Below are 17,321 nucleotides of genomic sequence, written 5' to 3'. Positions count from 1 at the left end.
CTCGCGATAGCGGTGTGTCAGTCAGCAAATGGTTAACTGACACACCGCTATCGCGAGCAGGCTCACTCCTACAGGGGGACGTGCTCAGCAGACCTCAGCGCGAATCGACCGCCATGCCGCCTGCGCAAGCATTTCGCGATAGTCCGTCGGGCTGCCTTTCACCCGCCCTGCCAGCCAGGCCCGGCAGTAACTGTCCGCCTGCCCGATGATCAGCGATGGCAGCAGCTCGGCAGGCAATTCCTGAAGCTCGGCAGCGCGACCCGGTTCGGCCAGCCACTGGCGCAAGCGCAGATTGCGCGTCCTGTTGCGCTCGGCCAGTTCGTCCTTGAACGGGCCTTTGGTTACGGCGAAGCGTGCGTGGTACTGGAATCGTGCCCACTGCGGCTGTTGCTCGACCCAGTCGACATAGCTGAATACCAACGCCTGCACGCCTCCTTCGGTGGTATCGGCCGCGTCCAGATACGCGTCCCGCAAACGCCCTTGATCCTCCAGCGCAGTGAAAAAAAGCGCCGCGACCAGCCCTTCCTTGTTGCCGAAATGGTGATAGATCGCGCCAACGCTGGTGTCGCATTCGGCGCGAATCATCTCGATGGTGGTCGCCTCGATCCCCTGTTCATTGAACAGGCTCAGGGCCTTGCGAAAGATATCGCGTTTGAGTTCGGCGCGGCGGCCGGGGTAGCTGCGTTCGAGTAGATCGGCGGTGTCCATGCTGCTTGTGGTCCGAGAACAAATTTCGAATAAGGCGTTGAGTGCCCGCGAATAAATCGCGCCTAGGTTGACAGATTTGCCGCAAACAGAATACCGTTCCGTTACAGAACATTATTCTGTAACGGAACATCATTCTGTAAAAACCTAAACGAGGCTTTCCATGAGTCAATCTCTCAGCATGTTCAACAGTGTCGGCCCTGATGCATTCAGCAAAATGGCCTGCCAGTTCGCTCCGTACTTCAACAGCATCAATCCGCTGATCTCCGAGCTGCGTGCGAATGCCGCCACGGTGCAGGTGCCGTTTCGCAAGGAAATCACCAATCACCTCGGCACGGTGCATGCGATCGCCATGTGCAATGCGGCGGAACTGGCCGGCGGCATGATGACCGACGTATCCATCCCGGCCGGCGCGCGCTGGATTCCCAAAGGCATGACCGTGGAATACCTGGCGAAGGCGAAAACCGACGTCACCGCCGTGGCCAGTGCTGAAGGCGTGGATTGGCAAAGCGATGGCGACAAGGTGGTCAACGTCGACATTCACGATACCGAAGGCAAGAAAGTCTTCACCGCGCGCATCACCATGAACGTCAAGCTCGGTTGAGATTGCAGGCACAAAAAAGCCCTTGCTGCGGAGTGCGCGGCAAGGGCTGTTTATTGGCGGTTGATCAGTGCAGGGTCAGGCGCTGGCGGACAAATTCTTCAACGTGGCGACTGGTCTGATCCAGATGCCGGTCGCGTTGTTTTTCCGCATCGAGCATCGCGCGCTTGCCATTCTTCTGCAGCAGGTAGGTGTGAATCTGCTGCACTTCCAGCGACCGGTAGATGGGCGTGGTGTCGATAAAGCCGCGCAAGCCGTTGCTGCGATAATGCCGCGTGCTCATCAGCACCTGCGTCTCGCGCTGGCCGATCACTTCAAACCCCAGCGCCTCGAAGTACGGCACCTTGCCGATGCTGCAGGCCAGCTCCGCATGCGGATAGCGCCCGACCATGTGCGCGAGCATCGCCCGCGCCACCCCCTGACGCCGATGCCCCTCCCGCACCGCCATATAAGCGACGCTACACGCCTCCCAATCGCCCTGCACCGGCAGACAGATGAGAAATCCGATGACCTGCTCCGGATCCTCATCGTCAGTGGCCACCAGCAACTCCACCTCGGTACCCTTCTGGCCATTCAAGGCTTCGAGATACAGATGCACCTCGTAACCGACCGCGTACTGATAAACGTTGTACAGCAGATTGCTCGGGCTGAGGCCCACCGCGCTGATGTCGGTGAGGTAGTCGACGACCATTTGCAGGATCTGGCTGTTGACGCTTTCGGGGCATGGGGAGGTGTAGTGGGTGATGCGTGGCATGAGCAAACTCCGGCGGTAAAAAACGTTGCCGATGATCAGAGCCGTCGACGACCGCGACATCATACCGTGCCAGGGTCGGTCGCCGTTTAAAGATCCGGTGCCGAAGGCCGATGTAACGATCACCCTTCATTTCACCACCAAGGATCGGGCCATGTATTACCCGCGCGAAGCCGCAAAAGATCATCTTTACAACCGCATCGTCATGCTCACCGTCGCCTGCTGCGTGGTCTTGTTATTGGCCGGCATGGCGCGCCATCAGGGCATTCTGTATGCGCTGCTGAATTTCAACGGCGCGCAAACCGATGGCACTGTCACGCAGTTGGAAGAGATCATGATGAACAAGAACGGCAAGATCATTCACTATCGCTATGCCGACGAACACGGCCAGCTTCATGAAGGTGATTTCGTCGACGAACGCTACGCCGAACACACCCAGTACGAACTCAACGGCCCGATTGCCCTATTGGTCTCGCCATGGATGCCGGAAAAAAGCGCCATCGCCACTCAGCTGCAAAGCTACCGCGCAGGTTTTTACATCATGACCGGCGGTGTGATCCTCGCCCTGCTGTTCCTGCTGATTTCCGGCCGGACGTTCTGGCAGATTCAGGCGATGAAGGAACAAGACCGGTACTACTGAACGGTCACTGTTGCGGCGCCACCACTCTGAATCTGATGTTGATGTCCCTGGACACCACGCTGTCCGCCCACTCCCCCGCTCCGAGGCCGAACTCGTCTCGGTTGAGCACCAGCTCGCCGTCGAAAATACCGATGGCGTTGTCCGGTTTCAGCTCAACCGGAACCTCGACCTCGCGAGTGATTCCCTTGAGCGTGAGCTGACCGGCGATCTGGTAACGGTGCTCGGCCACCTGAGTGAAACGGCTGGATTCGAACACTGCAAGCGGGAATTTCTCGGTGTCGAACCAGGCCGGTTTAACCAGCTCGGTATTGGCGTCTTCGCTTCCGGCGTCGATGCTGCTGAGGTCGATATGCAATATGGTGCGGGCGGTGGCGAGGTTGTCGGTGTCGAAATCCAGCATCGCCTCGAACCTGCCGAAGGTGCCGTACATCCGCGAGCCCATCTGCTGGTAGGTGAAGCTGATCTGGCTGGCGCTGGTGTTGACGCGCGTATATTGGGCAGCCTGCGCGCCGGCCGTGGCACAGAGCCAGAACGCGGCAACCAGCAGCAATCGCATCGACATGGAGTTCTCCGGGCGTCGCGCGCCGTCCAGGGCCTTGGTTGACTTAAGCAAACAACCGCCCGTTGTGCCAGCCCCTATATCAACCGCTCGATCTTCTGATGCTTCCAGACCAGTCGGTAATACAGCGTCTGTAAAACAAGCATCCCCAGGTAGGCAACCGGAAACGCCATCCAGACACCCTGCAAACCGAACTGCCCGTCCAGCCAGTACGCCGCCGGCAGTTGCACGCCGACCACGCAGATAATCGAAATGAACACTGGCACCAATACCGTGCCGCTGGCGCGCATGATGCCGCCGATGATCGCCTGGAAACCGAATACCAGAAGGCTCCAGAGCATGATGTGCAACAGGTGCTCGGCCATGGCCCGGGTCGAGTCTTCGGTGAGGAACAGGCCCAGCAACCAGTGCGAAAGCAGATAGCCCAGCACAATCAGGCCGCCGGTCAGGCACACGTTGATCAACAACCCGGTGCGCAGGATTGGGCTCATACGCTGCAGATGTCCCGCGCCGATCGCCTGGGCGCCGAGAATCGATGCGGTGATCGCAATCGACAGCGCCGGGAATTGCACGTAATTGACGATCTGCGTCACCGCGCCGTAGGCCGCTGTCGCTTGCGAGCCATGCTGATTGACCAATGCCAGGATTACCAGCTCCGACAACGACAGCACGATCATCTGCACTCCGGTCGGCAGGCCGATGCGCAAGACCTTGCCAAGGATCACCCGGTCCAGGCGCAGCGCTGCAAAGAATTCTCGGTCCGGCGCCAGCGGATGGCCGTTGCGGATCAGCCGCCATGCCAGCCAGGCCATCGCTGCCAGATTGCCGGCCAGCCCGGCATAGGCTGCACTCTGGATGCCCAGTGGCGGCAAACCAAGCCAGCCGCGAATCAGCGCCGGCGTCAGCGCCAGCCCCACCGCGGTTGAGACGATCAGTGCGAGCAGTGGCGACAACGTATCGCTGACCCCGCGCAGCAATTGGGTGAACAGCACGAATACCAACAGTGACGGCAAAATCCACAGCATGACGTGGGCATAGTCCACCGCATCGTCGAGCACATCCGCCGGCGTGCCCAGCCCCGTCAGCGCCTGTCGCGCAAATACGCTGCCCAGCACTGCCGCGACCAGGCCGATCAACACTCCCAACAGCAACGTCGCTCCGGCAATCGCTTTGACCAGATGCGTTTCACGCGCGCCCCACGCCTGGCCGATCAGCACGCCCGCGCCAGCGCCGAGGCCGATGACCAGGGCAATGAAAAAGAACACAACGGGGAACATCCCGGACACTGCCGCCAGCGCTTGAGTGCCGAGCATCTGGCCAATGTAGATACTGTTGACCGTGCCGGACATCGACTGCAGAAAATTCGACAGCACCATCGGTGCAAGAAACAGCAGATAGGTTTGCCAGAGGGGCTTGGCGAAGGTGGCGCTTTGCATTGAATGGAGGTCCATCTCGACGGCGGCAGGCCTGATTGACGATAGCTTCGGTGAGTTGCGTGCAGCGTGCAATCAACATTTCCAATCGGTGTTGATCGCCTGTTTTGCATTTGTGTAAATGCCGGAGACCGCTTTGTGTCAGTGTGCGGCTGTGGTAAATCACGGTTCTTCCGACAGGTACTTATTGAGGCTCGGCTCATGCGTAAGGTTGCAAATTTTCTGGTCACTACCCTCCTCGCGTTGTTCGCCGCGTGTACTCAGGCCGCCGCACCTGCAGCGGCACCCGACTCATTGAAACCTTTACTCGCCACCCTGAACGAACGCTTGAACATCGGTGATCTGGTTGCACTGACCAAGTGGGACAGCGGCAAACCGATTCAGGACAGCCCGCGTGAGGCGCAAGTCATCGCCAACGCCCGGATGCTGGCCGCCGAACACGAACTGGACCCGGACGATGTCGCGCAGCTGATCGCCGCACAGATGGAAGCGAACAAACTGGTGCAGTACGGTCTGCTCGCGCAATGGCAGGCGGCAGGTGCGGCACCCGACATTCCGCGCCCGGACCTGGCGAAACAGATACGCCCGCGTCTGGATGAGCTGCAAAAGCGGCTGTTACGGCAGTACGCCGGGTTCGCGCCCTATCGGCAGGATCCGGATTGCCCGTCATGGCTGGCCAATGTCCGCAGCGGTCTGGCCACCGACGCGTTGCATGACCTGGCGCTGATCCGCGCCAGCGGCGAGTTGTGCGTACGGACCAAAACGCTCTGAGTCGCGAGTCAGAGCAAACATCATCGGCGTCGATGTTCACCATCACGTCAATGAAGTTCTCATAAAAACTGCGCGGCGTAACATCGGCTCCAGACAAACAAACAACTTCCTGGAGCACACGATCATGAAACGCCAAATCCTTCTCGGCATCGCTTTCTCGGTTTTCGCAGTCAACACTTTTGCCGCAACGCCCGTGCACACTCTGGTCGCTGAAGGCGGCTCGGACAAGCTGATCGAAAGCCGCTTGGCTGAGGGTGGTTCCGATCGTCTGATCGAACGCCGCGTTGCCGAAGGTGGCTCGGATCGTCTGATCGAGCGCCGCGTTGCCGAAGGTGGCTCGGATCGTCTGATCGAACGCCGCGTTGCCGAAGGTGGCTCGGATCGTCTGATCGAACGCCGCGTTGCCGAAGGTGGCTCGGATCGTCTGATCGAACGCCGCGTGGCCGAAGGTGGCTCGGATCGTCTGATCGAACGCCGCGTTGCCGAAGGTGGCTCGGATCGTCTGATCGAGCGCCGCGTTGCCGAAGGTGGCTCGGATCGTCTGATCGAGCGCCGCGTTGCCGAAGGCGGCTCGGATCGTCTGATCGAGCGCCGCGTGGCATGAATCAATTGCACTACTGCAGCATCCATGAAAAAGCCCGGCCTGATCAGCCGGGCTTTTTTGCATTCAGCCGTCGCTTATTGCGCGGTTTTCAGCTTGACCACGTCGCCGGAAATCGTGGTGGTGTAGCCGGTCAGAACCCAGGCCCAGAACCAGTTTTCCTGAACCTGCGTATTGATCATTGCATCGCCGCCCTTGGCTTTGATAGCCGCGTCTTGCGCGCGTACGAAGCGGCTGTTCTGGCGGATCGGGATGACGCCAAACAGCAGCAGGCCGGTAGCCGAAGCTTCGCTGTGGCCAACCACGGTGTACTGGTTGCTGTCGTAATGTGAGGTTTTCATCGGGGCGCCGGTGCAACCTGCCAGAACCACACCGAACAGTGCGGCGGCGACTACTTTGCTGAGGTATTTCACAGTAAAACTCCATGGGGGAACGCCCGGGATCCATCTCTCGGACGGCGCGCACTTTAACGCAAATGCTGGCTCATTAGCATCAGGCATCTTGCATTTCTATGAACCCGTTCGCTGGCCGGGCGTCGGGGATGTCGCATACCATGGCGCCACTTCAATAAAGACAGACACCCGCCTCCATGTTCAAAGCCAGTCTGCGTAGCCATCTCACTCTCTGGTTCGGCGGTTTGTCCCTGCTGACGCTGCTGAGTGTGGGTTTTTATGTCGGTCACATCGCCACTGAACAAATGAAACAGGCCAGCGGCAACGCCTTGCTGAACACGGCACGGTCGGCGGCGACGTTATTGGGAGAGCAACTGCGCGAACGGCAGTTGGAGGTTTACCTGCTCAGCCGCGCCCCGCATCTGGAGCGTGGCGATCTGGACAATCCAGCCATCCTCAAATCGATGCAACTGCGCACCCAGGCGCGTGCTGAATATGCGTGGATGGGCGTCACCGATGCCGAAGGCAATGTCCGTCAAGCGGTAAATGATCTGCTGGTCGGCCAATCGGTGCAAAAACGTCCGTGGTTCCAGATCGGCTTGCGCCGGCAATACACCGGTGATCCCCACGAAGCGGTGTTACTGGCGAAGTTGTTGCCGGGCCTGCCCAATGGCGAGCCGCTGCGCTTTATCGACTTCGCCGCGCCGATCCATAACGCCGAAGGTCAGGTGATCGGTGTACTGGGCGCGCATGCGCACTGGAGCTGGGTGACGCGCATCGTCGATTCGGCGGCGTTTTCCCATAAAAACTCGGCGCCGGATGTCGAGGCACTGATCGTCGACCACGATGGCAAGGTGCTTTACCCCGAAGCACTGATGGGCCAGCAACTGGCGACCAGAGGTTCGGTAACGCCAGGCTGGACGGCGGCCAACGGTTACCTGACCAGTATGGTCACCGTGCCGACACCATCGGGGACGGCGCTGTCTTGGTCGATCGCCATCCGTCAGCCCTTGGAGACGGCCCTGCAACCGGCGCGAACGTTGCTATATGAATTGCTGATACTGGGCGTATTCGCCGCCATCGTTTTCGGGCTGGTGGCTTATTACCTGGCGCTGTACCTGAGCCGCCCGATCGAACAACTCGCACGCTCGGCGAAACAGGTGCAGAACAACCAGACCGGCGCACACTTCCAACTGCAGCATCCAGTGCTGGAAATCGCCCAGCTTGGCCAGTCCATCGATGCGATGACCCAATCGCTGCTCGGCAAGGAACGCGAGCTGCAGGAAGCCAACGCTTCGCTGGAAGCTACCGTGGCGCAACGCACCGCCGCGCTCACCGAGGCCAACGCCGAGCTGCTGAGCCTGGCAACACACGACGGCCTGACCGGCGTTTACAACCGCCGCCGGTTTGATGAAAAAATCACTGAGTACTCATTGCTGTCGCGACGCACCGGGCGTCCGTATGCCCTGCTGCTGATCGATGCCGACCACTTCAAACGCATCAATGACAGCCACGGCCACGCGGTGGGTGATGAGGTCCTGCAACAACTGGCGACATTGATTCAGAACAGCGTGCGCAGCACCGATTTCGTCGCGCGTTACGGTGGAGAAGAGTTCGCCGTACTGTTACCGGAAGTCGCGCAACCCGACACCCCGGAAGTCGTCGCCGAGAAAATTCGTACGGCAGTGGCCGGAGCAGACTTTCCCGGCGTCGGCAGCGTCACCGTGAGTATCGGTCTCGGCCTGGCAGATCCGGCAGACAACAACCACACGGCCCTGATCAAACGTGCCGATCAGCAGCTGTACCAGGCGAAGGCTGCGGGGCGTAATCAGGTGGCGTTTCATGTCCACTGAGGGAAGGGCAAGATCAAAAGATCGCAGCCTTCGGCAGCTCCTACGGTGATCGCGCCCGCCATGAGGTCGAGTGTCAGCTCGCCTGCTCTTGATCCTGATCTACGGGCAACGTCGGAAGGCTGAGTGGAGGGATTGATCTAGGCGTGGGAGCGCAGCGACCGTCTGGCGCAGCCAGACACAGCGGAAGGAGGTGCAGCGAAGCAAACCGTAGCCGCTGCGCCCGGATCGATCGCGCAGCGAAGGAACCCCGAGCTTGCGAGGGGCCGAACGCAGGAGCAAGCCTTTTGGGTTACCTTTTCGGCGTCTGGAAAAGGTGACCCGCCGTAAGGGCGGAACCCTAAGCAGCCGTTACCGCAGCAATGGATATGTACCCAATCAGATGGTAAACCATCGCCCGACTAGGGCTCAGCACTGAACCTCTGCAAATAAGCCAGCAAATTATCCAGCTTCTCCTCATCACTCAGCCCCCAGAAAATCATCCGCGTGCCCGGCACCACGCCTTTCGGGTCTTCGAGATACGCCTTCAGCGTCGCCCGATCCCAGGTAATCCCCGAATTTTTCATCGCATCGGAATAAACATAATTGGCCGAAGTCCCGGCCGCCCGACCAATGATGCCGTTAAGCTGCGGGCCAAACCCCGGCCGCGCCGACTCGCCGACCTGATGACAACCGCCGCACAGGCGCGGGAAGATCTTCGCCCCGGCTTCAGGGTCGCCCTCAGCCTGGACGCTGGCACTGAAGATCAAAACGAGAAACAGTGTTGTGGTGAATTTCATTGAACAGTCCAAACCCGGCTTTTCATGGCGTGAGCGCAGTTTACAGATAAGCGCCGACGATCGTTCTGACGGTGGTCAACGCCTGACGCAACACGTCCATGTTGACCGAACCCAGCGCCAGACGAATCGCATGGGGCGTATTGGTCGACAGGGAAAACGGCTCGGCGGTGGTGACGGAAACCTGGTGTTGCATCAACTCGACCACGACCTGATCGGCGCGCACGTCTTCGGGCAACGGCAGCCACAGAAAATACGAAGCCGGATGAGCGATATAGCGCAGCCCTTTCAGCACCTCGGCCGCCAAGGCCTGACGCGCCATCGCATCGTGACGTTTTTGCTGTTCAAGCACCGTGACCGTCCCGTCATCGAGCCAGCCGCAGGCAATGGCGGTCATCACCCCGGGCGTGTTCCACGTCGTCGCGCGAATGATCCTCTCCAGCGCCGGCACTTGCGGCAAAGGCGCCGCAATAAAGCCGACCCGCAAACCAGTGGCGATGTTTTTCGACAGACCCGAGACGTAAAACGTCCGTTCCGGCGCCAGGTCGATCAAGGTTCGCGGCGGGCTCTCGACCAGAAACGCGTAGGCCGCGTCTTCTATCAGCGTCAGATCATGCCGACGGGCAATCGCGACCAATTGCTCGCGCTGTTCCAGCGGCATGACCGCGCCCAGCGGATTGTGCAGCGTCGGCATGCTGTATACGGCACGCACCGCCCGCTGGCGGCAGAGTTTGTCCAGCGCCTGAAGATCCGGGCCATGTTCCGTCATCGGGATCGCCAGCACTTCCAGATACAACGCGTCGGCCAGCACCTTGAATCCCGAATAGGTCAGCGCATCGGCGGCGATCACATCGCCGGGTTTGAGCAGTGCCATCAGCGTCACCGCCAGGCCTTGCTGAGCGCCGTTGACGATCAGCACTTGCCCGGCATCGACCGTCACGCCGCGTGTCGATAAATGCCGCGCCACCGAGGCGCGTTCGTGGGCACGCCCGGCGTGGGGCTGATAACGCAGCAGTGCTTCGAGATCACCGGACAACGCCAGTTGGCGCAACGCCGTGCGCAACAGCTCGGCCTGACCGGGCAACGCTGGGTAGTTGAAATTCAGGTCGATCATGCCGATCGCCACGTCTTTCTGATCGATACCCTGCCCCGGCGCCAGCGAGGTTTCACGGACGAAAGTGCCGCGCCCGGCTTCGCCACTGACCAGCCCCATCGCCTCGAGCTCGGCGTACACCCGTGAGGCGGTGACCAGCGCCAGTCCTTCCTGCGCGGCCAGTTGCCGGTGGGTCGGCAATCGCGTGCCCGGCGCCAATCGTCCACCACGAATGTCCGCCGCGTAACGGTCAACCAGCGCTTTGTAACGAGACTTGGGCATGTCGGCTGTATCCATGACAATTTTTTGATTGTGCTGATTCTCGGCCCTAGGATCGCAGCGACACAAGCCACTTCTCGAGCGCGACCGCCATGAGCACTACTTCGACCGCAACCAACCCGACGCTGGAAAAAACCGGTGGCTGGATCAACGGTTTTATCGGCGTGCTGATCTTCAGCGGGTCGCTGCCGGCCACACGCCTGGCGGTGCTGGAGTTCGACCCGGTGTTCTTGACCGTGGTGCGAGCAGCGATTGCCGGTGTGTTGGCTGTGGGGCTTTTGTTGTTGTTCAAACAGCGGCGACCGGCGCGTCATCAGTGGCTGTCACTGCTGATTGTGGCGCTGGGCGTGGTGTTGGGTTTTCCGCTATTGACCGCGTTGGCGTTGCAGCACGTAACGTCAGCGCATTCGATCGTCTTTGTAGGATTGCTACCGCTGGCCACCGCGATGTTTGGCGTGTTGCGCGGCGGTGAGCGGCCACGACCGGTGTTCTGGATCTTCTCGATCCTGGGCAGTGCGCTGGTGGTGGGCTTCGCCCTGTCCCAAGGCTTGAGCGCGTCGCCGACTGGGGACTTGCTGATGCTCGCGGCGATTCTGGCCTGCGGCCTCGGTTACGCCGAAGGCGCGAAACTCTCACGCAGCCTCGGCGGCTGGCAGGTGATCTGCTGGGCGCTGGTGGTGTCGTTACCACCGATGGCGCTGCTGAGCCTGTGGCTGGCGCCCGCCTCTTTCGCCAACATCAGTGTGTCGGCGTGGATGTGTCTGGGTTACGTATCGCTGTTCAGCATGCTGATCGGCTTCGTGTTCTGGTATCGCGGTCTGGCCCAGGGTGGGATCGCAGCGGTCGGGCAGTTGCAATTGCTGCAGCCGTTTTTTGGTCTGGCACTGGCGGCGACGTTGCTGCATGAGCAAGTCAGCGTGGGCATGCTCGGCGTCACGCTTGGGGTGATTGTCTGTGTGGCCGGGGCAAAGAAATTTGCCAGATAGTGTTCAGTGTTCGGCTTTCCATTGCCGAGGACTGAGTCCGGTCTTGCGCCGAAACGCCCGGGCCAGCGCCGACGGACTTTCATATCCCACCTCCTCGGCTATCAGTGCAATCGGCCGGCCTTCGCGCAGGCGTTTTTGCGCAAGACTGACGCGCCAGCTCAACAGGTAATCGGCCGGCGTTTGCCCGACCACGCGGCGAAACTGCTCGGCAAAACCGGCGCGGGACTGGTTCGCGGCTGCGGCCAGATCGGCGACGCTCCACGGCTTGTGCGGTTGTTCATGGATCAGATTCAAAGCGCGGGATAAACGCGGGTCAGCCAGCCCGGCCATCATGCCCGGCTGCTGATCGCGACTGCCGATAAGATGGCGCAGCAGCAGAATCACCAGCAATTCGAACAGGCGATCCATCACCGCGACGCGCCCGCAATGCCCTTCGAAAGCTTCGTTGAACAGCCAGTCGAGGGTGCTGCGCAGTTCGGGAATATCGGTGAGCTTCAACACCAGATAGTCGGGTAATGCGGCGGCCAGGGCATTGCCCGAGCCACCGTCGAAGGTCAGCGAAGCACACACAATCTGACTGGCCATGGCCTCGTCGGCAAACATCCGGTGGGTGAACGGCCGGGGAAAGAAAATCAGCGACGGTTGGTCAAGACGGATTTCCCGCTCATTGCCCGGCTTGAGCAGCAACGCCCCCGCTTGCAGAACATGCACGTGGCCGACCGGTTCGCCTTCGTGAACGCTGACGCCGCAAAATGCGCCGCTGTGAAAGGTGCCGGCGTTCACGCCGAAGTGACTGAGTAACGTAGAAAGGCGATCCACGGCTGACTCCCGAAGGCATATCTGGACGATCTGCCGCATATCCTCGACGATTTGCGGCCAAAGCGCTATCGGCAATCCCTAAGATCTCTCCATCGCCGCTGCACTTCGCCGCGCAATCTGGAGAATCACCATGAGCCGCATCCCTGCAATCAGCCTCGACACCGCCACCGACGCCGTCCGTCCTGCACTGGAAGGCGTGAAGAAAAAAATCGGTTTCCTGCCCAACGTCTTCACCACCCTCGCCCAGGCACCGGTTGCACTCGACACCTACCTGCAAGCCTCGGCGATCCTGGGCAAGACCTCACTCAGCGCCCAAGAGAAAGAAGCGATTTATCTCGCCACTTCGCAGGTCAACGGCTGCGACTACTGCCTGTCCGCACACACCGTGTTCGCCGGCAAGGCCGGGCTGTCGACACAGGACATCGTCGCGGCACGTCACGGCGAACTGAATGCCTACGCCGCCCTCGCCCGCCAGTTGACTGAAACCCGTGGCCACTTGAGCGACGCACAATTGGCCGCTGCCCGCGCCGCCGGTATCGATGACCGCAAGATCATCGAAGTGATTGCTCTGGTAGCCGTGCAGACGCTGACCAATTACCTGAACAACACTGCGCTGACCGACATTGACTTCCCGGCCGTCGAGGCCTGAGCAGTCGCTCACGAACTGAAGAAAAATCCGCTGGCGAAAAGATGCTCTTTTCGCCAGCGCTGTTTTTTGCTGCCATGATGTATGTCAGAAAACTCGTAGCGCAAACAGTGTCTGGTGCGCTGAAACCAAACACCCTGCGCGCAGGTCTTTGTTCTCTGACAAATGCCCGGGAAGACACGAACCCCATGACAGACTGGTTGCAAGACAACGGCGAGATGGCGGGGCAGATCCGCCGTCACGACTGGGCGAAAACGCCCCTCGGCCCGTTGGAACACTGGCCCGATGTGCTCAAGACCACCGTCTCGCTCAGTCTTGCCTCACATTTTCCTCAGGCGATCGTCTGGGGCCCGCAGCTGATCACCCTGTATAACGACGCCTTCGTGCCGATTCTCGGCGACAAGCCACAGGCGTTGGGACGGCCTTTCAGCGACATCTGGAAAGAAGCCTGGCATGAGATCAGACCGATCGCCGAGGCGGCATTTGCCGGCCACGCTACCTATATCGAAAACTTTGCCCTCAACATCGAGCGCGGCAGCGGGCCGGAGCAGGCGTTCTTCACCTTCTGCTACAGCCCGATTCGTGACTCGCTGGGCAATGTCGTGGGCATGCTCGACACGGTCACCGAGACCACCCAAACCGTCTATCTCAATCAACGCCTGGCAGTACTCGACGCCATCGGCAACGCGGTGACCAATGCCACCGATGCGCAAGCAATCCTGGCGGCGAGCACGCGGCTGATGGTCGAGCAATTGCAATTGTCCAACTGCGCTTACGCCGACATGGATGCCGATGAGGATGGCTTCACCATTCGCGGCGACTATGCCGCGCCGGGCTCGCCCAGCATCGTCGGGCATTACCGCTTGCGCGATTTCGGTGAGAAGGCTGTACGTCTTCTGCGCGCCGGGGAGCCGCTGGTCATCCACGACAACCGTAGCGAACTGCCGCCTGAAGAGTCGGCGACCTTTCAGGCCATCGGCATCACCGCGACGATTTGTGTACCACTGATCAAGCAGGGCCGCCTGACTGCGCTGATGGCCGTCCACGACAAGGTACCGCGCGTCTGGTCGCGCTTTGAGCAGGCATTGATGAGCGAAGTGACCGAACGGTGTTGGGCGCACATCGAGCGGGTGCGCGCCGACGCCAATGTGCGCGAAGGTCTGTTGGCCCTGGCTGAACTCAATGCGACGCTGGAGCAACGGGTCGAAGAACGCAGCCTGCGCCTGGCCCAGGCGGAATCGGCGCTACGCCAGTCGCAAAAGCTCGAAGCCATCGGTCAATTGACCGGCGGCGTGGCCCATGACTTCAACAATCTGCTGACAATCATTCGTTCGTCAGTGGACTTTCTGCGTCAGCCCAACCTGCCGGAGGAACGCCGCCAACGTTATATGCGTGCGGTTTCCGACACGGTCGAGCGTGCCTCCAAACTGACCAGCCAGTTGCTCGCTTTCGCTCGGCGCCAGCCGCTCAACCCGCAAGTGGTCGATGCCGGGGAGCGTCTGGCCAACATCGGCGACATGCTCGAATCGGTCACCGGCGCGCAGATTCATGTGTGCGTCGAACGCCCCGCTCATCCCTGCTACATCCGCGTCGATCTCAGTCAGTTCGAAACCGCGTTGATCAATATTGCGCTTAACGCTCGCGACGCCATGAACGGCCAGGGCGAACTGAAACTGCGCCTGGAATGCCACATACCGCTGCCGTCGATTCGCGGCCATGCCGGTTCAAGCAGCCACTTCGTGTCGATCGCCCTCGCCGACACCGGGGCCGGCATTGAGGCGCACACCCTGGAACACATCTTCGAACCGTTCTTCACCACCAAGCCTGTCGGCAAAGGCACGGGGCTGGGGCTGTCGCAAGTATTCGGCTTCGCCAAGCAGTCAGGGGGCAACGTCGACGTCTCCAGCGTGCTCGGCCAAGGCACCGAGTTCACCTTGTATTTGCCGCAAGTGCCAGCGAACGAGGCTGAAGTGGACGACTCCGAGGACGATGGCGAGGTGCAGCCGGCCTGCGAAAAGCGCCGGGTGCTGGTGGTCGAGGACAACCTGGACGTCGGCCGTTTCGCCAATCAGATCCTCCAGGACCTGGGCTATGAAACTGCGTGGGCGACCAACGCCGAAGAAGCCCTGCAACTGGCGGGCAGCGATGCCATGGCGTTCGATGCAGTGTTTTCCGACGTGGTCATGCCGGGTATTACCGGCGTCGCATTGGCTAAAGAGCTGCGCCAGCGCCGCCCGGACCTGCCAGTGATTCTGACGTCCGGCTACAGCGAAGAACTGGCGCGCAGTGGTTATGAAGGTTTCGAATTTCTTGCCAAACCCTACTCCGCTGAACAGGTCTCGCGGATTCTCGGCAAGACCTGGGCAACGCCCGCGACGTCAGTCGTGAGCGACGCCAGCGCGCTTGAGTAATTTCTTGCAGCGTTCCGACAGATGAAACACCTGTAGCTGCTTGCCGGCCTTGGCGTAGCGTTCCCGCAGGGATTTCAACGCGGCAATCGCCGAGTAATCGACAAAGCTCAAATGCCGGCAGTCGAGAGTGACTTTGGCCGGATCGTTGGCCGGATCGAACTGGTTGAGAAACGGCGTGGTCGAGGCAAAGAACAGCGTGCCGTGCAGGCGATAGAGTTTGCTGCCATCGGCCTCCAGATGTTCATCGGCGTACAGTTCGCGCGCCTGCTGCCAGGCAAAGTTGAGCGCGGCGATGATGATCCCGCAGAGCACCGCCGTCGCCAAGTCGGTAAACACAGTGATAGTGGTCACGGCGATGATCACCAGCACATCGTGCAGCGGCACCTTGTTGATCACCCGCAACGAAGCCCAGGCGAAGGTCTGCTGCGACACCACGAACATCACCCCCACCAGTGCTGCCAGCGGAATGCGCTCGATCAGCGGCGACAGAAACAGAATGAACAACAGAATCAACACACCCGCGACCACGCCGGACAAGCGCCCGCGGCCGCCGGAGCTGAGGTTGATCACGGTCTGACCGATCATCGCGCAACCGCCCATGCCGCCGAACGCGCCGGACACCATGTTCGCCGCGCCGAGCGCCACGCACTCGCGATCCGGGTAACCACGAGTCTCGGTGATTTCGTCGGTCAGGTTCAGCGTCAGCAAGGTTTCCAGCAGGCCGACCATCGCCATCAGGATCGCGTACGGGGCAATGATGCGCAGGGTTTCGAAATTCCATGCAATGTCCGGCAAAGCGAAGGTCGGCAGACCTCCGGCGATGTGCGCCATGTCACCAAGGGTGCGGGTCGGCAGGCCGAACAGGTAGACCAGCAGACCAACGCCAAGAATCGCCACCAGTGCCGGCGGCACCGCTTTGGTCAGGCGCGGCAGGATGTAAACGATGGCCATGGTCAGCAGCACCAGCCCGGTCATCAGGTACAACGGCGTACCGCTGAGCCAGTGCTCGCCGCTTTTGAAATGCTCCAGTTGCGCCAGGGCAATGATAATCGCCAGGCCATTGACGAAACCGAGCATCACCGGATGCGGCACCATGCGCACCAGTTTGCCCAAGCGCAACAGCCCGAACGCCATCATGATCAGCCCGCCGAGCAGCACCGTCGCCAACAGATACTGCACGCCGTGTTGCACCACCAGCGCGACGATCACCACCGCCATCGACCCCGCCGCGCCGGAGACCATGCCCGGTCGGCCGCCGAACAAAGCGGTCAGCGTACAAATGATGAACGCGCCGTACAGCCCCATCAGCGGATTGAGATGCGCTACCAGCGCGAAGGCAATGCATTCGGGCAACAGGGCGAACGAGGTGGTGAGTCCGGCCAGGACATCGGCGCGCAGACGAATCGGTTTCATGGCTTACCTGACTGAGCGGCCGATGGGCGGCCGCCGGTTTCGCGAAAAAAGAGGGAGGCGAATGTTACGGAATTGTTCGGCCTCGGGCCAGTGAAACGCTGACACCGATTCGCGCGAGCCTTATCCTTGCACGCTTGTCCATTGAATCGGGTTGCAGCATGTCAGCGTTTTTGTCCGCCCGGGATGTGTGTCAACGTCTGCGCGAAGCCGCGCTGGGTGTGCTTGCGTTCGAAGTCTGCGAGGTGATTTCCGAATCCGGGCTGATTGCCGTGGATATCGAGGGCTGGCGTTTGCTGCTGGATTTCACCGACGGACACTTGCATCACTGTGAATCCGCTCGCAACTGCGCCGGGGACGAAGCGACGCTGAACACATGGCAGCGTTATGGCACTGACCCGGTGAGTCTGCTCAGCACGTGGGAACTGGCGCAAATCGAGCGTTTGCTGCGTGAGGCGTATCGCGTCCGGGCTTAGTGCATCATCCCCAACCGTGGTGTTCGCTGATGTGGAGACCGACCTAATCCCTGTAGGAGTGAGCCTGCTCGCGATAGCGCTTTGTCAGTCACTGCTGTTGCGACTGATACACCGCTATCGCG

At 60.6% G+C, this 17,321-nt stretch carries 18 protein-coding genes; 9 read left to right on the top strand and 9 right to left on the bottom strand.

What is annotated here, in order from left to right; translation table 11 throughout:
* Positions 1-84: 84 nt before the first annotated feature.
* On the bottom strand, positions 85-708 hold the full coding sequence (locus DCO47_RS19095; RefSeq protein WP_042609258.1) for a TetR/AcrR family transcriptional regulator: 624 nt from the start codon (positions 706-708) through the stop codon (positions 85-87).
* A gap of 160 nt (positions 709-868) precedes the next feature.
* Between DCO47_RS19095 and DCO47_RS19090 the strand changes: the two genes are divergently transcribed.
* The gene (locus tag DCO47_RS19090) at positions 869-1,309 is read left to right on the top strand and encodes a hotdog fold domain-containing protein (protein ID WP_083352469.1); all 441 of its coding nucleotides are present in this window, start codon (positions 869-871) and stop codon (positions 1,307-1,309) included.
* A gap of 64 nt (positions 1,310-1,373) precedes the next feature.
* On the opposite strand, the gene DCO47_RS19085 is transcribed toward DCO47_RS19090, so the two are convergent.
* Positions 1,374-2,060: a GNAT family N-acetyltransferase gene (locus DCO47_RS19085; RefSeq protein ID WP_116658680.1), complete on the bottom strand. Its 687-nt coding sequence runs from the start codon at positions 2,058-2,060 to the stop codon at positions 1,374-1,376.
* Positions 2,061-2,211: 151 nt separating this feature from the next.
* On the opposite strand from DCO47_RS19085, the gene DCO47_RS19080 reads away from it, so the two are divergent.
* Positions 2,212-2,697, top strand: coding sequence for a DUF3592 domain-containing protein (locus DCO47_RS19080; protein WP_042609255.1), 486 nt, complete (start codon positions 2,212-2,214; stop codon positions 2,695-2,697).
* Positions 2,698-2,701: 4 nt separating this feature from the next.
* On the opposite strand, the gene DCO47_RS19075 is transcribed toward DCO47_RS19080, so the two are convergent.
* Both DCO47_RS19075 and DCO47_RS19070 read right to left on the bottom strand, forming a co-directional pair.
* The gene (locus DCO47_RS19075; protein WP_042609254.1) at positions 2,702-3,259 is read right to left on the bottom strand and encodes a YceI family protein; all 558 of its coding nucleotides are present in this window, start codon (positions 3,257-3,259) and stop codon (positions 2,702-2,704) included.
* A gap of 74 nt (positions 3,260-3,333) precedes the next feature.
* On the bottom strand, positions 3,334-4,692 hold the full coding sequence (locus tag DCO47_RS19070) for an MATE family efflux transporter (RefSeq protein ID WP_064363607.1): 1,359 nt from the start codon (positions 4,690-4,692) through the stop codon (positions 3,334-3,336).
* 198 nt (positions 4,693-4,890) lie between these two features.
* On the opposite strand from DCO47_RS19070, the gene DCO47_RS19065 reads away from it, so the two are divergent.
* Together DCO47_RS19065 and DCO47_RS19060 are read left to right on the top strand one after the other, a co-directional pair.
* A complete protein-coding gene (locus DCO47_RS19065) occupies positions 4,891-5,460 on the top strand; it encodes a chorismate mutase (RefSeq protein WP_116658679.1) in 570 nt (189 codons plus the stop codon).
* Between the two features lie 124 nt (positions 5,461-5,584).
* Positions 5,585-6,064, top strand: a complete 480-nt coding sequence (locus DCO47_RS19060) for a phage infection protein (RefSeq protein WP_083352467.1) — start codon at positions 5,585-5,587, stop codon at positions 6,062-6,064.
* A 74-nt stretch (positions 6,065-6,138) separates the two neighbouring features.
* Here the strand turns inward: DCO47_RS19060 and DCO47_RS19055 are convergent, their stop codons facing one another.
* Positions 6,139-6,474, bottom strand: a complete 336-nt coding sequence (locus DCO47_RS19055) for a hypothetical protein (protein WP_042609250.1) — start codon at positions 6,472-6,474, stop codon at positions 6,139-6,141.
* 176 nt (positions 6,475-6,650) lie between these two features.
* Between DCO47_RS19055 and DCO47_RS19050 the strand changes: the two genes are divergently transcribed.
* Positions 6,651-8,306: a diguanylate cyclase gene (locus tag DCO47_RS19050; protein WP_116658678.1), complete on the top strand. Its 1,656-nt coding sequence runs from the start codon at positions 6,651-6,653 to the stop codon at positions 8,304-8,306.
* A gap of 398 nt (positions 8,307-8,704) precedes the next feature.
* Here DCO47_RS19050 and DCO47_RS19045 read toward each other — a convergent pair whose 3' ends face one another.
* Together DCO47_RS19045 and DCO47_RS19040 are read right to left on the bottom strand one after the other, a co-directional pair.
* The gene (locus DCO47_RS19045) at positions 8,705-9,082 is read right to left on the bottom strand and encodes a cytochrome c family protein (RefSeq protein ID WP_065616045.1); all 378 of its coding nucleotides are present in this window, start codon (positions 9,080-9,082) and stop codon (positions 8,705-8,707) included.
* A 40-nt stretch (positions 9,083-9,122) separates the two neighbouring features.
* Positions 9,123-10,454 carry a PLP-dependent aminotransferase family protein gene (locus tag DCO47_RS19040; protein WP_116658677.1) on the bottom strand — a complete coding sequence of 444 codons (1,332 nt, stop codon included), beginning with the start codon at positions 10,452-10,454 and terminating at the stop codon, positions 9,123-9,125.
* Positions 10,455-10,543: 89 nt separating this feature from the next.
* Here DCO47_RS19040 and DCO47_RS19035 point away from each other — a divergent pair, with 89 nt between their 5' ends.
* Positions 10,544-11,437: a DMT family transporter gene (locus DCO47_RS19035; RefSeq protein ID WP_116658676.1), complete on the top strand. Its 894-nt coding sequence runs from the start codon at positions 10,544-10,546 to the stop codon at positions 11,435-11,437.
* Between the two features lie 3 nt (positions 11,438-11,440).
* Here the strand turns inward: DCO47_RS19035 and DCO47_RS19030 are convergent, their stop codons facing one another.
* A complete protein-coding gene (locus tag DCO47_RS19030) occupies positions 11,441-12,256 on the bottom strand; it encodes an AraC family transcriptional regulator (RefSeq protein ID WP_042609245.1) in 816 nt (271 codons plus the stop codon).
* Between the two features lie 130 nt (positions 12,257-12,386).
* Here DCO47_RS19030 and DCO47_RS19025 point away from each other — a divergent pair, with 130 nt between their 5' ends.
* Positions 12,387-12,905, top strand: coding sequence for a carboxymuconolactone decarboxylase family protein (locus DCO47_RS19025; RefSeq protein ID WP_064363615.1), 519 nt, complete (start codon positions 12,387-12,389; stop codon positions 12,903-12,905).
* A gap of 185 nt (positions 12,906-13,090) precedes the next feature.
* Positions 13,091-15,313, top strand: a complete 2,223-nt coding sequence (locus DCO47_RS19020) for a response regulator (RefSeq protein ID WP_065616041.1) — start codon at positions 13,091-13,093, stop codon at positions 15,311-15,313.
* Here DCO47_RS19020 and DCO47_RS19015 read toward each other — a convergent pair.
* A complete protein-coding gene (locus DCO47_RS19015; RefSeq protein WP_116658675.1) occupies positions 15,281-16,726 on the bottom strand; it encodes a SulP family inorganic anion transporter in 1,446 nt (481 codons plus the stop codon). The two genes, DCO47_RS19020 and DCO47_RS19015, sit on opposite strands and share 33 nt — an antisense overlap.
* Positions 16,727-16,884: 158 nt before the next feature.
* Here DCO47_RS19015 and DCO47_RS19010 point away from each other — a divergent pair, with 158 nt between their 5' ends.
* On the top strand, positions 16,885-17,199 hold the full coding sequence (locus tag DCO47_RS19010; protein ID WP_116658674.1) for a hypothetical protein: 315 nt from the start codon (positions 16,885-16,887) through the stop codon (positions 17,197-17,199).
* Positions 17,200-17,321 lie beyond the last annotated feature (122 nt).

The organism is Pseudomonas sp. NDM (assembly GCF_003105095.1).
GTDB classification, from domain to species: Bacteria; Pseudomonadota; Gammaproteobacteria; order Pseudomonadales; family Pseudomonadaceae; genus Aquipseudomonas; species Aquipseudomonas moraviensis_A.
Note: the sequence above shows the minus strand (reverse complement) of the source record. Positions and strands in the feature narration are given on the sequence as shown.